The organism is Serratia liquefaciens, from assembly GCF_027594825.1.
Lineage (GTDB): Bacteria > Pseudomonadota > Gammaproteobacteria > Enterobacterales > Enterobacteriaceae > Serratia > Serratia liquefaciens_A.
In genome coordinates this window covers 2,719,017-2,734,132 of sequence record NZ_CP088930.1, presented here as the reverse complement: position 1 = coordinate 2,734,132, position 15,116 = coordinate 2,719,017, and the positions used below count along the sequence as shown (strand labels likewise).

Genomic DNA, 15,116 nt, shown 5'->3' with positions numbered 1-15,116 from the left:
ATGCCCCAAAACTTGACCCACACCCGAGCCAAAACCCGTAAGCTATTACTCGCCAGCGCGATGACGTTGTTTGATGGTGGCGCTTTCCCTTCAATCACTGAACTGGCTCAACATGCGCAGGTTTCCCGTGCGACAGCTTATCGTTACTTCCCTACCCAGAGTGCATTGATCACGGCAGTCGTTGCCGAGAGTTTGGGACCCATCCTTGAATGGCAACCGACAGATGATGACGCTGGAGTGCGAATTCAGCAATTACTTGGCTTTGCCTATCCTCAAATGGAACAACATGAGGGAGCTCTACGTGCCGCATTGCTGCTGTCTCTCCAACAGTGGGCCGAAGCGCAATCCAGTACCCTTAAGCCCGTGGACAAATTCGTTCGCGGTAATCGCAAACGCCTGCTGAAACTGGCGGTAGAGCCGCTGCAGGATAAACTGCCGCCTGAGGCGTTACAGCGGGTGATTCATTCTTTTTCGCTGATTTATGGGTCGGAAGTTTTCCTGGTACTGAAAGATATCTGGGGGCTGGAACTCGGGGGTATTCAGGATGTGACGCAATGGATGGCGAAAGCCATTATTCGGCAGGCTGAAGAAGATGCGATGAACAGCAAAAAACCGTTAGCATGATAATCCAATTTTCAACGGTCTGTTCCGTGTAATCCAGCATATTTCACTGAGTGAATATTGCTAATTCTTATAATTAAAAGAAATAATAAACACATTCTATGCTTTTTTTTAATGGCCGGCGGAAGAGAATTCGTCGGCTTTTTTTATTTAATTTATTTCTATTTATCATTTGATTAGCTTTTTATCTCGCCAGGAGGGAATCATTCTTCTCACCCGTTTTTAGTCATTCAAAACCCTTATGTCTTTCCTGCCTTTTTTCTAACAACGACGTGCCTCCGTTAAGCGTTCGCTTTATTGACCCATAAGGCGCGCTTGAGATTGTTGTGCTTTATTTATTTGGTGTTACGAAACTGTTACACAAAAAAATCAATAAAACATTTGCAAACAACAATGGACGGTATCTGGGATGGAAAATAGACGTAGAGGAGTCAAGCCTGTTCAGGCGGCCTTCGGCTGGCCTGAAATTGGCGTTAACCGCGCCCAATGGAGCGCGATGCTTTTTTGCCTGGCGGCGATCGGTGGGGTTCAGGCCGCGCCCTATGTGGAGAGCGGAAAGCCGGGCGATCCCGCCAGTTGGCGCAGTAAGGAATTTAATGCCGAATGGGGGCTGGGGGCCATCCACGCCGATCAGGCCTACGCTGCCGGTTATACCGGAAAAGGCGTTAAGCTCGGTATTTTCGATCAGCCGGTATATGCCAAACACCCGGAGTTCGGCAGTCAGTACAAAGTGATCAATCTGGTCACGACAGGCATTCGCGAATATACCGATCCCTATATTCCGGTGAAGAAGGGCGATGTATTTCGCTATGACGGCACGCCAAGCGTGGATTCCGACGGCACCCTCGGCTCGCATGGGACCCACGTAGGCGGTATCGCCGCCGGTAACCGCGACGGCGGCGAGATGCACGGGGTGGCATTTAACGCCCAAATCATCAGCGCCGAAAACGGTGACCCGGGGCCGGAAGACGGCATCATTCTCGGCAACGACGGCGCGGTATATCAGGCGGGTTGGAATGCATTGATCGCCAGTGGCGCGCGCATTATCAACAACAGCTGGGGTATTGGCATTACCAAGAAATTCGAGCAGGGCGGTAATGATCCGGCCTATCCCCACTTCACGCTCGCCGATGCGCAGAAACAGTTCGACCAAATCAAACAGATACTCGGTACTAAAGCCGGTGGTGCTTATCAGGGGGCGATCGATGCGGCGCGTAGCGGCATTGTCACCATCTTTGCCGCCGGTAACGATGACAACCTGAATAACCCGGACGCGATGGCCGGTCTGGCCTATTTCGTGCCGGAAATCGCCCCTAATTGGCTGTCGGTCGCCAGCCTGCAGGATCCGAACAACACTGGTGATTACAGCATCAGCAGCTTCTCCTCTCGCTGTGGTTATACCGCCAGCTTCTGCGTTGCGGCACCGGGTTCCCGGGTGTACAGCTCGATTATCGAAGGCAACAGCGTTGATAACCTGACCACCGGCTATGCCAAATACAGCGGGACCTCAATGGCGGCACCGCACGTGGCTGGCAGCATTGCGGTGTTGATGGAGCGCTTCCCTTACATGACAGGGGCGCAGGTGGCTTCGGTACTGAAGACCACCACCGTCGATATGGGCGCGCCGGGCATCGATGCGCTTTACGGCTGGGGAATGATCGATCTGGGCAAAGCGATCCACGGTCCGGGCATGTTTGTCACCGAACAGGATATCCCGGAGGAGTTCCGCGTCAGCGGTGCCTACGGTCCGGAGCAATTTGTGGTGAATCTGCCAGGTATCGGTGCCGTGTTGGACAAAGGCAAACCTACCGAGCGCGTCTGTGACGATATTCATTGTGGGCTGGACGTCTGGAGCAACGATATTTCCGGCCATGGCGGCCTGACCAAACAGGGCATCGGCACACTGGTGCTGACCGGCAATAACAGCTACGCAGGGCCAACGCTGGTCAATCAAGGCCTGCTGGCGGTGAATGGCTCGGTGACTTCGGACGTGACGGTACAAAACGCCGGCCTACTGGGCGGTTCCGGTACGTTAGGGTCGCTGACCGCGCGCAGCGGCGGCACCGTGGCACCGGGCAACTCGATCGGCACGCTGAACGTGACCCGTAACGTCAGCTTCGAACCAGGTTCCCGTTACGCGGTGGAAGTGGCAGCAAACGGCCAAAGCGATCGGATCCAAAGCAGCGGATCGGCAACGATCGGCGGCGGTGAGGTGACCGTATCGCTGGAAAACAGTGGCAACCTGCTGTCGCAAAGTGAGGTTCGCAGCCTGCTGGGCCAGCAGTACAACATTCTGACCGCCCAGCAGGGCATCAGCGGGCAGTTTGATTCTGTGGCGCCAAACTACCTGTTCCTCGGTACCGGGCTGACCTACCAGCCGAATCAGGTGACGCTCAACGTCGGCCGTAATGACACCAGTTTTGCCAGCGTGGCGGCAACGCAGAACGAGCGTGCGGTAGCGGCGGCGGCAGATGCGCTGGCGGCGGGCAACCCGGTGTTTGAGAGCATCCTCAACGCCGGTTCGGCGGGGGAAGCGCGGCAGGCGTTCCGCCAGCTGTCGGGGCAGATCCACGCGGATATCGCCTCGGCACAGGTGAACGACAGCCGCTACCTGCGCGACGCGCTGAACGGCCGCCTGCGTCAGGCGGAAGGGCTGGCGACCTCGCCGGACATCAAGGCTGACGACGACGGTGGCGCCTGGGCACAGCTGCTGGGGGCCTGGGACCACGCGTCGGGCGATGCCAACGCCACAGGCTATCAGGCATCGACCTACGGCGTGCTGGTGGGGCTGGACTCGGCGCTGGCGAATGAATGGCGGTTAGGGGTCGCGACCGGTTATACCCGCACCTCGCTGGACGGCGGCTATGGCTCGAATGCTGACAGCGACAACTACCACCTGGCGGTGTACGGCGGCAAACAGTTCGGTGAACTGGCGCTGCGTGCCGGTGGGGGTTACACCTGGCACCGCTTCGATACCTCACGTTCGGTTAACTACGGCATGCAGTCGGATCGCGAAACCGCGAAGTACAGCGCGCGCACCGAGCAGGTGTTCGCCGAAGCGGGGTACAGCATAAAAGCGGCCTGGGTGAATCTGGAGCCGTTCGCCAACCTGGCGTACATCAACTTCCAGAACAACGGCATCTCGGAAGATGGCGGAGCGGCGGCGCTGCACGGTGACAAGCAACACACAGACGCGACGGTCTCGACGTTGGGGCTGCGTGCAGACACCGAGTGGCAGGCGAGCAAAACCACCGCGGTGGCGCTGCGCAGCGAGCTGGGATGGCAGCATCAGTACGGCGATCTGGATCGCGGAACCGGGCTGAAGTTCAACGGCGGCAGTTCACCGTTCGTGGTGAACAGCGTGTCGGCGTCGCGTGACGGTGCGGTGCTGAAAGCCAGTGCGGAAGTGGCGGTGAACAAGAACGCCACGCTGTCGCTGGGCTATGGCGGGCTGCTGTCGCAAAACTACCAGGACAACAGCGTTAACGCCGGTTTTACCTGGCATTTCTGATCTTAAAAAACAAACGGAACAACCGTCCCGTCTGGGGCGGTTTTACCAAAAACAAAAAGGGATAAGGGAATGAAGCAATCTGCAGGAAATAATAAACCGGCATTGGCGCCGACATGGAAACTGAACGCCCTGTTATGCGCGTTGTTGGCTGCCGGGGGGGCGCAGGCTGCTGCGCATTATACGGAAGGTGGCAAGGCCGGCGATCCGGCCAGCTGGCGCAGTAACGAATTCAATACCAACTGGGGGTTGGGGGCCATTCACGCCGATGAGGCCTACGCGGCGGGTTATACCGGCAAAGGGCAAAAGGTGGGGATCTTCGATACCCCGGTGAACCAGCATCCGGAATTTGCCGGTGACGGCAAGCTGACTAACGTTGTCACCGAAGGCTATCGCGCCTATACCGACCCGCATCGAGAGGGGATTAAGGCCGGCGATCGCTTTTACTTTGACGGCACTTTCCATTTTTACAGCGGTTCACAAGGCCTGCTAAGCAACCACGGTGTCCACGTAGCCGGTATCAGCGGGGCCAACCGTGACGGTACTGGTATGCACGGTGTGGCCTTCGATTCGCAAATCATCAGCGTCGATAACGACAATGACGGCCCGGCCTACGGTGAGTTCCTCGGGCTGGATGGCAGCGTGACCAACGCGGGCTGGCAGGCGATGATCAACAACGGCGTGCGGGTGATCAACAACAGTTGGGGCGTCAGCATTCCGGATTTTCTCTCGGATAACGGCAAGAAACCCGATGCGCTGCATTTCGAGCTAAAGGACGCGCAGGAACAGTTTGATCAGGTGAAACCTTTGCTGGGCAGCCTGGCGGGGGCGGGTTATCAGGGCGCTATCGATGCGGCACGTAAAAATATTCTGGTGCTGTTCGCCGCCGGTAATGACGGCAACTACAACCAACCGGATGTGATCAGCGGCCTGGCCTATTTTGTGCCGGATATTGCGCCTAACTGGCTGTCGGTTGCCAGCGTCGCGCAGGATGCTGCCTCCACCAACAGCGTGCCTTACACCATCAGCAGCTTCTCTTCGCGCTGCGGCTACACCGCCAGCTTCTGCGTTTCCTCGCCGGGCAGTAAAATCTACAGCACCGTAGCCAACGGTTCAGATCCGAACCAGTTGGTCTCCGACTATGGCAACAAAAACGGTACCTCAATGGCGACGCCGCACGTGACCGGCGCAGTCGCCGTATTGCTACAGCGTTTCCCGTACATGACGTCGGCACAAATTGCCGATGTGCTGAAAACGACCGCTACCGATATGGGGGCTCCGGGCATCGATGCATTGTATGGCTGGGGGATGATTAATCTGGGCAAGGCGATTAACGGCCCGGGCATGTTCTATACCGTCGATGATATCCCCGAGGAGTTTCGTATTCCGGACCCGACGGGCGTGGCTTATGGATCATCGCAGTTTATCGCCAACATTCCCGGTGAGGGGGCGATCATCGATCAGGGCACACTGCACGCCAGAGTTTGCGATGACTACCACTGCTCGCTTGAAGTGTATTCCAATGATATCAACGGCCATGGCGGCCTGACCAAGGAGGGCCAGGGCGCATTAGTACTGACCGGCAACAATACCTACTCCGGCCCGACGTGGGTCAATCAAGGCCTGCTGGCGGTGAATGGCTCGGTGACTTCGGACGTGACGGTACAAAACGCCGGCGTACTGGGGGGGACCGGTACGTTAGGGTCGCTGACCGCGCGCAGCGGCGGCACCGTGGCACCGGGCAACTCGATCGGCACGCTGAACGTGACCCGCAACGTCAGCTTTGAATCGGGCTCCCGTTACGCGGTGGAAGTGGCAGCAAACGGCCAAAGCGATCGGATCCAAAGTAACGGATCGGCTGCGATCGGCGGCGGTGAGGTGACCGTATCGCTGGAAAATAGTGGCAACCTGCTGTCGCAAAGTGAGGTTCGCAGCCTGCTGGGCCAGCAGTACAACATTCTGACCGCCCAGCAGGGCATCAGCGGGCAATTTGATTCTGTGGCGCCAAACTACTTGTTCCTCGGCACCGGGCTGACCTACCAGCCGAATCAGGTGACGCTCAACGTCGGCCGTAATGACACCAGTTTTGTCAGCGTGGCGGCAACGCAGAACGAGCGTGCGGTAGCGGCGGCGGCAGATGCGCTGGCGGCGGGCAACCCGGTGTTTGAGAGCATCCTTAACGCCGGTTCGGCGGGGGAAGCGCGGCAGGCGTTCCGCCAGCTGTCGGGGCAGATCCACGCGGATATCGCCTCGGCACAGGTGAACGACAGCCGCTACCTGCGCGACGCGCTTAACGGCCGTTTGCGTCAGGCGGAAGGGCTGGCGACCTCGCCGGACATCAAGGCTGACGACGACGGTGGCGCCTGGGCACAGCTGCTGGGGGCCTGGGACCACGCGTCAGGTGATGCCAACGCCACAGGCTATCAGGCATCGACCTACGGCGTGCTGGTGGGGCTGGACTCGGCGCTGGCGAATGAATGGCGGTTAGGGGTCGCGACCGGTTATACCCGCACCTCGCTGGACGGCGGCTATGGCTCGAATGCTGACAGCGACAACTACCACCTGGCGGTGTACGGCGGCAAACAGTTCGGTGAACTGGCGCTGCGTGCCGGTGGGGGTTACACCTGGCACCGCTTCGATACCTCACGTTCGGTTAACTACGGCATGCAGTCGGATCGCGAAACCGCGAAGTACAGCGCGCGCACCGAGCAGGTGTTCGCCGAAGCGGGGTACAGCATAAAAGCGGCCTGGGTGAATCTGGAGCCGTTCGCCAACCTGGCGTACATCAACTTCCAGAACAACGGCATCTCGGAAGATGGCGGAGCGGCGGCGCTGCACGGTGACAAGCAACACACAGACGCGACGGTCTCGACGTTGGGGCTGCGTGCAGACACCGAGTGGCAGGCGAGCAAAACCACCGCGGTGGCGCTGCGCAGCGAGCTGGGTTGGCAGCATCAGTACGGCGATCTGGATCGCGGAACCGGGCTGAAGTTCAACGGCGGCAGCTCACCGTTCGTGGTGAACAGCGTGTCGGCGTCGCGTGACGGTGCGGTGCTGAAAGCCAGTGCGGAAGTGGCGGTGAACAAGAACGCCACGCTGTCGCTGGGCTATGGCGGGCTGCTGTCGCAAAACTACCAGGACAACAGCGTCAACGCCGGTTTTACCTGGAAGTTCTGATCTAACGCATTTCACTTTCGGAATTTAAACCTTAGGGTCAGCTTGCTGGCCCTATTTTTTTCGGCAGGTAACAGCGGAACCCGCTTGGGCTGCGGCAAAAATAAGGCAAGAAAAAACCGAGACCCTTGCGGATCTCGGTTCAAATGCGGGTAAAACAGATTAGCGCTACGGCTCAAGTTTCGGTGAAGGCCTGTTGCATACATTCTCTCAGTACGACAACCGAAAATGAGCTTTCCCTGGTGTTATTGTGATTATTGGTGATGCGATTTCACTATTGTTATATTTTTATTGTGGTGTTGCTGTGTGTCTCTTCTGATACCATGTTTGACTATATAATGTGGTATGTCAAGCAATGTTTAGATAATACATTGTACCATATACCAGTTTTCGATCGCTTTTTTGCACGGCAAGTATGAAAACGACTGAAAAAACAGCAAAAAAAATCGAAGGAAAAAATGGATAACAATCATCAGAAATTCGATTCACAGTCGATTGCAAACCGGGTCAGGGAACTGTTTGTCCATTATGGGATTGGTAAGCGGCAGCATGCCAAGGAGCTCAGCCGTATTCTGGATCTGAGCTTTTCGCATGCGCATCGCAAGCTGAAAGGGCAAAGCCCCTGGACTCTGGAGCAGATTAACGACGTCGCGGCGGCATTAGGGGAAACGCCGGCTGCGATCGTAGATACCGGTGCTGAACATGACGTCTCCGCGCAAACTATTGCACGTGATGCCATCTTTTACGTGGGCGGGGTGGAATTAGCCTGCGTCGGTTATATCGGCCATGAGCTGATTGGCGGGCGTACAGCGGAATATGTCGCATTGCAGCAGGCTGGGCAATGGGGCATTTATCGCGCGGATGATGCGCCGCAGGGGCAACGTTATTGCGTCGAACTGATAGAGGTTCGCCCTGCCGCCGTCGAAGACGAACGTTTGAGCATTGCGGTGCTCGACGATTCGCACCTGGCGGCCGATGAGTTGACCAAATACCTAAACGGGCGCGGTTTCCATGCCGTGGCGTTCTACGACGTCAGCAGCTTTTGTCAGGCACTGCAGCAAAGCCTGTTCGATGGTTACGTGGTCGACTGGTTGATCGGTCAGGAAACGGCAGATCGCTGTATTGAAACCATCCGTGCTTCGGATAACCCGGATGCGCCGGTTTTGGTGCTGACCGGTCAGTTGGGGACCGACCAGCGCGAGTCTGAAATCGCCAGGGCGATGCGTGACTATGATGTGCTGGGCCCTTATGAAAAACCCGTGCGGCTCCACGTCATCGAAGCCGCACTGCTGCGGTGCTTCAACCTTTAGCGGCGAGCCGTGAAGCCAGTGCGGATGACAAGGCGTCCAGCCGAACCGGCTTCATTAAATAGTTGTCGAACAGCGCCCGCTGTTCGACAGACAGTTGCTCAGGGGTGTAGGCACTGATGCCGATAATCGGGATATGCCGATTGGGCCCACGTTGGTCACGCAGTTTTTTAGCCAGTGCGGCCCCATCGATTCCCGGCATTTGCAGATCCAACAGCAACGCGTCGTAAGGACGCCGCAGCAGTTTTTGCAGCGCTCTTTCAGACGAATTGCACAGCTCATGCTGATAGCCGAGCTTGTCCAGCAGCGCCGAGAAGGCGTCACTCACCGATTTATTGTCATCGACGACCAAAATATGCTGCTGCTTCTGCGGCAAACCATGCGGGTGGAGCGGCATTTCGCCCAACTCCTCCTCGTTACTGACTTCGACCGGAATGCTGACGATAAAGGTGCTGCCTTTTTTGAGCTCGCTGTAGACGGTAATGGTGCCGTTGAGCAGCGTCACCAGCCCGTGCACAATCGCCAACCCCATGCCGACGCCGCCATATTGCCGGGTATGCGACTGATCAAGCTGGGTGAAAGGCCGGAATATCTGATCCAGCATTCCTTTTTCAATGCCAATACCGGTATCGGTAACCTCAATAATCAGCGAACTGCCGGTAGCCTGGCTGCGCAAACAGCTGTGCAGGGTGATGGTCCCGCTTTCGGTGTATTTGAACGCATTGGTCAGCAGGTTGACGATAATTTGGCGGATGCGCAGCGGATCGGAATGTATCTGCAGGTGGCCGCATTCCACTTCACACAGCAAAGTGACCCGATCTTTCTGGCGCAGCGTTTTGATTTCATTCGCCGTTTCCTCGACCAGCTGCTGGGCGTCGAAGGGGGCGATGCGCAGTTCCATCATACCGCTGTCGAGATGGGCATAATCGGTCAGGTCTTTCATCTGACTTTCAATTTGCTGTGCGGCGGTTTCCAGCCGTTGGAAGGTGTCCGCGTGCTCGGCCGACACCTTGGTATTCACCAGCACATCAATGGCGGACATGATGCTCTGTAGCGAGGTCCGTAGCTCGTGGCCGATGGCGCCCAGAAAGGCATTTTTGGTGCGGGTGGCTTTTTCCGCCTCAATGGCCTTGGCCTGCTGCCGGATGGTCAGGCGCTGCTGACGCAGCACAATCAGCGTGATGGCGATCAGCGCGATCACTGAAAACATCACGATCACCAGACCATAGAAAATGATGTGGCGTTTCTCGATATAGTCTTCGTAGGCGGCGGTGCGCTGCTTCACTTCGGCATGATCGGTCAGGTTGGCCATCTCAATCGCATAGGGCTTGATTTGCTTCATCGCCTGCGAAATCAGAGAGAAATCAATTTTCGGGTCGTTCAGCAAACGATCAATCTGATCCATTTTCTCGCGCATGTGCGTGACCACTTCGGGATAACCCGGTTCGGCATACAGCGGCTGGGTGGATTCGGAGACCGTTTCCAGCACGTAAAAACGCGAATAAAGGATTTCAAACCTGAGCCGAAGATCTTCGCTATCCACCTGCGGTGCGTTTTTCAGCTGTTCGACCAGCGTGTCAAACTCGGCCAGCTTGATCGAGAATTTGGCGATCGACCAGGAGTAGTTTTCCTGCGTGCCGGCGATAGCATACAACCCTTTTTTCGACAGGGTCGCGCTGTAGTAATACAGCGTCACCGTAGAGGCAACCAGAAACAGTGCGGCGAAGATAGCCGGGATCGCCAGCCTGCTGCCGCTTTTAAACCCTGTGAGCTTCATTTAATTACGATCCTGTCCACTTGCCAGATGAAGCGCGAGTTGTAGAGCGGCGAATTTAACTCAGGCCCGGCGGCATCCCTCGGGTAAACCAAAAACAGCGGGCCGAAGTTTCTGATCTTCAGCATGACGCCGTCCATTTTGTAAGCCAAAATCATGTTGTATTTTTCGACATCGGACAGCGGCACGTCGATGTAATAATCGTTCAGCGCATAAAATGTCAGCGTGCTGCCTTTGGCGCCGACTCGCGCCAGAATGTCCGCCACGCCAATCCCTTCGAACTTTCTTTGCGGCGTCCACGAGGTAGAGGTGGTGATGCTGCGCACCGGCATGGCCAACAGTTGTTTATCGGTAAACAGATAGCTTTTCTTTACCGGGTCGGTGGTGTTTTCGATGTTTCCCGCGACTTCCAGGGTAAAACTTAGCGCGCTGGATTGAAGAATTGCCAGCGCAAAAAATGCCCACAGGGTGTTTTTAAACAGATTGAACAGCATCAATGTTCTCCAGAGTCGCGGATGCTTGCATGAGCTCCGCCTATTCGATCAGGCAAAATAATGGCAGAAAATGAAGGTTTGTGTCGAAGGAAAAGGTAAGGGGGGTGAAAAGAGGCGTGGTCGATGGACGTTCCCTGTAAAGACGGGAGGCTACCCAGGATTTTAGATGCTATCCGTATAGCCATACTAAAGTTCAGGGCCCTGTGTTTGGGGTCAAGAGAAACGTTAGCCTGCTATTACTGTTATCGAAGCCTATGGCAGGAAGCTTGGGCCGCCTACGGAAAAGTTCATTAGCAACAGATACGTATCTGCAAACATGTCGATGGTAAGCACCTTACGTATTCCCGCAGCGTTAATGTGTCAAATAGTAGTGTCGGAATATAAAATTATATTATTTCAGTTGAATAAGGGTTTAACTTACGAGTGCGGTTATTTTATGATCAATCTGCGAATGCTTGAATTGTAATCTTTATGTTTGTAATATTTACAAAAGGTATAATTTATTGTGAATTTTATAAAATGTAAACTAAGTCACAGATTTCTATTTATAAAAATATTTTCGCGATAACGACATAGATGCCAACTTGTTTAATTTCGTTTAAGTTACTACTTAGTTAAGACAAGATAAACTAACTCAAAATATCTATATGTAACAAATAATTTCTTAAATTTAATTTAATTATTTATCAACAAAAACATTATGATAAATTCAACTTGTTCATTTATAGATCGTTTTTGTGTTTGTGGAAAGTATGATGATTTACACTTGGAATCATTTTTATCTTTGAGAATTATACCTATAGGATTACCATTGTTAACTAATTGCTAACCGTTAATATCTATCGCGTCAAAGAGCGCTTTTTAATCACCATATTATTTAACATGCAAGGTTAATCGAGTTTTTACCAGTGTGTGATAAATACTACTGGGCTAAACGGTCTCGTGTGCTTCACCGTACGTCGCAACGACGAATTAATTATTAAAAAATCTAATAATACTTTTTGGCTAATTTTTTTGGTCAGGGGATCATATTGAGTAAAAAATAGACATAGGGTGTCCACCTGAATTTCCCCATATTTGTGTGGAGATTTAGTTGAAGAAATATGGAAGGAATCGCCATGAATTGCAGAAAACCTATTTTTGAAACTATTTCAGCATGGTCAGCCCATTGGCCGGATAAGATTGCCGTTACTTTCTGCGGTAACACCTTGAGTTATGGCCAATTAGAACATCAATCCAATTTATTAGCAGGCTACTTGTTATCGGCGTATCCCATGAACCCACGGGGGAGAGTTGCCGTTTATTTAGAACCCGGCTTGATGATGCCCGTAGTGTTGTTAGCAATTCTGAAGGCGGGTTGTACCTACATTCCCCTTTCTCGCTTTCAGCCGAATGAGAGGATTATTAAAATCCTCGATGATGCTTCTGTTTTTTTACTGCTAACAACGCGTTCTATCATCGAAAAATCTGGAATTGAAAAATTATTCCCTTCAACACTGGCGCTGGAAGATATCTGCTATCCAGATTTGGCTGTTCCTATTCGTCTACCTGCCGTTTGCGAAACGGACCTTGCTTATGTGCTGTATACCTCTGGCTCTACCGGGGTACCAAAAGGCGTAGCCATAGAACACTGTAACCTGAGTTATTATCTGAATTGGTTTAATCAAGAACTCTGGCCCGAAACTCAGGCGGTATTGCCCCTGACATCAACTTTGAGCTTTGCCGCAGCGGTCACTCAACTTTATGCCCCTTTACTTCGTGGGGACACGTTGCATATCTTGCCCGCCGATAGTTTGCAGGAGCCTGAGGCATTGTTGTCCTGGTATCAACAACATCCGCAAGGTGCCATTTATTGCGTGCCGACGGTATGGGACGAATTGTTGCGTTATCACCGCGACGTCGGCAGCCAATTTAATTTACCAAAAATCGTATTCCTTTCAGGTGAGCCAGTGCCTTTTGATCTAAAAGAACTCACCTTTGAACAATGCCCCGAGGCCAAGTTGTATAATCTCTATGGCCCTACGGAAGCGACGGCTAATGGCTCTTTTGCCCGGTTAGAGAAACAGCAAGCTGTCACCTTGGGTAAAGCATTACGCGGTAGCAAAATCATCATTGTTGATGAAAGTTTGACGCCAGTTGAGCCTGGCAACAGTGGTGAAATATGTATTGTCGGCGAAGGGATCGCTCGGGGTTATATCAATCAAGATAGCCTGACCCAGCAGCGTTTTTTCACCTATAAAAGTGAGAATATCTGCTTCCGTGCCCACCGTACCGGCGATCTAGGTAAGTTTGATTCGCAAGGTGACATTGTTTATCTGGGGCGAATTGATCGTCAAATCAAAATCAATGGCGTACGTATTAATCCGGAAGAGATTGAAATCGCCTTACGTGAAGACAACAGAATCCGTCATGCCTTGGTGCGTGCACACTGTGAAGGTAATGATGCGCCGGCGCAGTTGATCGCATATTTGGTCTGCCGTGACACGGCCATTCCGACAAACGAATTAAGAAGCTTTTTGCGTGTAAAGCTACCGGCAGCAATGATCCCGTCACACTTTATTATCGTCGAAACATTGCCCAAACTACCTAATGGGAAATTGGATCTTCAACGCCTGCCTTTACCTTGCCCAACTCGGCCGAAACTGAGCTATTCTTACCGCCCTGCCGCTAATGAAATCGAGCAGGAACTTATTGAAATATTTCAGGATATCCTGAAGTTTCGCGAGCTTGGGGCTGATGATAACTTCTTTGACTTAGGGGGAGGATCGCTACAGGTCATTCAGGCCCGACAGATGATTCGGCGTAGAGTATTCAGTGATATCGATTACTCCCTATTTTTTAATAACGCCACACCCCATCTGCTGTCATTTATTGTGCCTTACTATGTTAATGATGAAGATACTGTTTCCCTGGATATTGGACTGGAATCGGCTTCTCTTTCCAGTGAGCAACGTTACTTCTTAACCTTGGCTCAGATTAGCCCTGACCCCCGGGCCTATCAGATTGCATTTCGCGTAACATGGCGCGGACCGTTAAATAATGAAGCCCTCGAATGGTGTACCCAACGGATTCTGGAGGACAATCCGGTTCTGCGCAGCCGCTTTGACCTTGATAGTATTACTTGCCGAGAAGGGGAATATTCCTCATCAGCGCTTCAAATTTTGCAGCAAAGCTGTCCCCAAGGAGTCATAGTCACCGGTGAGATAAATGACGAGCTGTTGTTGGCGTCCGTCGGTTCGCCGGAGATGGATCTTGAACGTGTGCCGCTTATTTGCATCAAATTATTGGCTTTGGGAGAGGAGCAACATGTTTTGCTGGTGCAGGTGCATCATACCGTTTTTGATCATGACTCAATAGGAGCGTTCTTCCGGCAATTTGTTCATTATCTACGAGCCTATCGCGCTGGCGATCGCTGCTTCAGGCTTGGCCAAGGAAAACGCTATCAGCACTACCGCCAATGGCAGCAACAAATCATTCAACCATCGCGTTATCCGCAAGAAAGGCAGTTTTGGCTGAAGACCTTTGCGGAATACGTGAACAGCGGTGTCGATGCATCCCAATTCCAGCCCCAGATGGATCAGGAAGGTGAAAATCGAAGCTTTACCCTAACCCTGGATTTGACGCAACGGCTTAGAAATTTTTCTAAAAACCGCCAAACAACCGTTTTTGTTTGCATGTTGACAGCATTTAATATGTTGCTGAACTCATGCACGCGTTATCGACATGTGCCGATTGGCGTCCCGGTTTCTAACCGTATGCTTTATGAAGAAACTGAGTTGTTGGGGTGTTTTGTCAATCGGGTAACTTATTATGAGCCGATTTCCTCAAACGATAATATTGATGTGCTATTGGCTCGATGTCGTAAGAGAATGTATGCAATTTTAGATAATCAAGCGGTGCCTTATGAGCTTTTGAGTAATGATATTCGTGCAAGGGGATGGAGCGAGAAACTCTATGTTCCCGTATGCTTTAACTATTTAACCGCTATGCCGGCATCGGTGAATATTGATAATATTGAACTTCATGTCTCTGCAATTGAAAGTTCTTTGGCAAGGGTTGATTTGATGTTATCAGTCAATGATGAAGAAAGATTGCGAATTTTATTCAATTATCACCAAAATATTTTTAGTGCTGAACAGATAGAAATATTATCAGAAAAATACATAGAATTACTTACTGCAATGGTTGGTCCAAGATAGTTTCCGTTTTTTTTAAATAAGAAACGAAATATTTTAATG

7 protein-coding genes are annotated in these 15,116 nt (G+C 52.7%); 5 read left to right on the top strand and 2 right to left on the bottom strand.

The annotated features are described in order from the left end of the window. The 4 genes from LQ945_RS12400 to LQ945_RS12385 all read left to right on the top strand — a co-directional run bounded on the left by LQ945_RS12400 (position 1) and on the right by LQ945_RS12385 (position 8,613). Positions 1-624 carry a TetR/AcrR family transcriptional regulator gene (locus LQ945_RS12400; protein WP_044548806.1) on the top strand — a complete coding sequence of 208 codons (624 nt, stop codon included), beginning with the start codon at positions 1-3 and terminating at the stop codon, positions 622-624. Between the two features lie 493 nt (positions 625-1,117). Next, the gene (locus LQ945_RS12395; protein ID WP_420136189.1) at positions 1,118-4,132 is read left to right on the top strand and encodes an autotransporter outer membrane beta-barrel domain-containing protein; all 3,015 of its coding nucleotides are present in this window, start codon (positions 1,118-1,120) and stop codon (positions 4,130-4,132) included. A gap of 69 nt (positions 4,133-4,201) precedes the next feature. After that, positions 4,202-7,306, top strand: coding sequence for an autotransporter outer membrane beta-barrel domain-containing protein (locus LQ945_RS12390; protein ID WP_270100882.1), 3,105 nt, complete (start codon positions 4,202-4,204; stop codon positions 7,304-7,306). A gap of 455 nt (positions 7,307-7,761) precedes the next feature. Beyond that, positions 7,762-8,613 carry a helix-turn-helix domain-containing protein gene (locus LQ945_RS12385; RefSeq protein WP_044554851.1) on the top strand — a complete coding sequence of 284 codons (852 nt, stop codon included), beginning with the start codon at positions 7,762-7,764 and terminating at the stop codon, positions 8,611-8,613. Here LQ945_RS12385 and LQ945_RS12380 read toward each other — a convergent pair. Both LQ945_RS12380 and LQ945_RS12375 read right to left on the bottom strand, forming a co-directional pair. Continuing rightward, a complete protein-coding gene (locus LQ945_RS12380; RefSeq protein ID WP_269935988.1) occupies positions 8,603-10,387 on the bottom strand; it encodes a hybrid sensor histidine kinase/response regulator in 1,785 nt (594 codons plus the stop codon). The genes LQ945_RS12385 and LQ945_RS12380 overlap by 11 nt on opposite strands. Then, entirely contained in the window at positions 10,384-10,878 is a 495-nt protein-coding gene (locus LQ945_RS12375; protein ID WP_182825673.1) for a molybdopterin-dependent oxidoreductase, read from the bottom strand. The genes LQ945_RS12380 and LQ945_RS12375 overlap by 4 nt, the downstream gene beginning before the upstream one ends. Before the next feature lie 1,103 nt (positions 10,879-11,981). Between LQ945_RS12375 and LQ945_RS12370 the strand changes: the two genes are divergently transcribed. Then, positions 11,982-15,077, top strand: coding sequence for an AMP-binding protein (locus LQ945_RS12370; RefSeq protein ID WP_270100881.1), 3,096 nt, complete (start codon positions 11,982-11,984; stop codon positions 15,075-15,077). Positions 15,078-15,116: the final 39 nt, after the last annotated feature.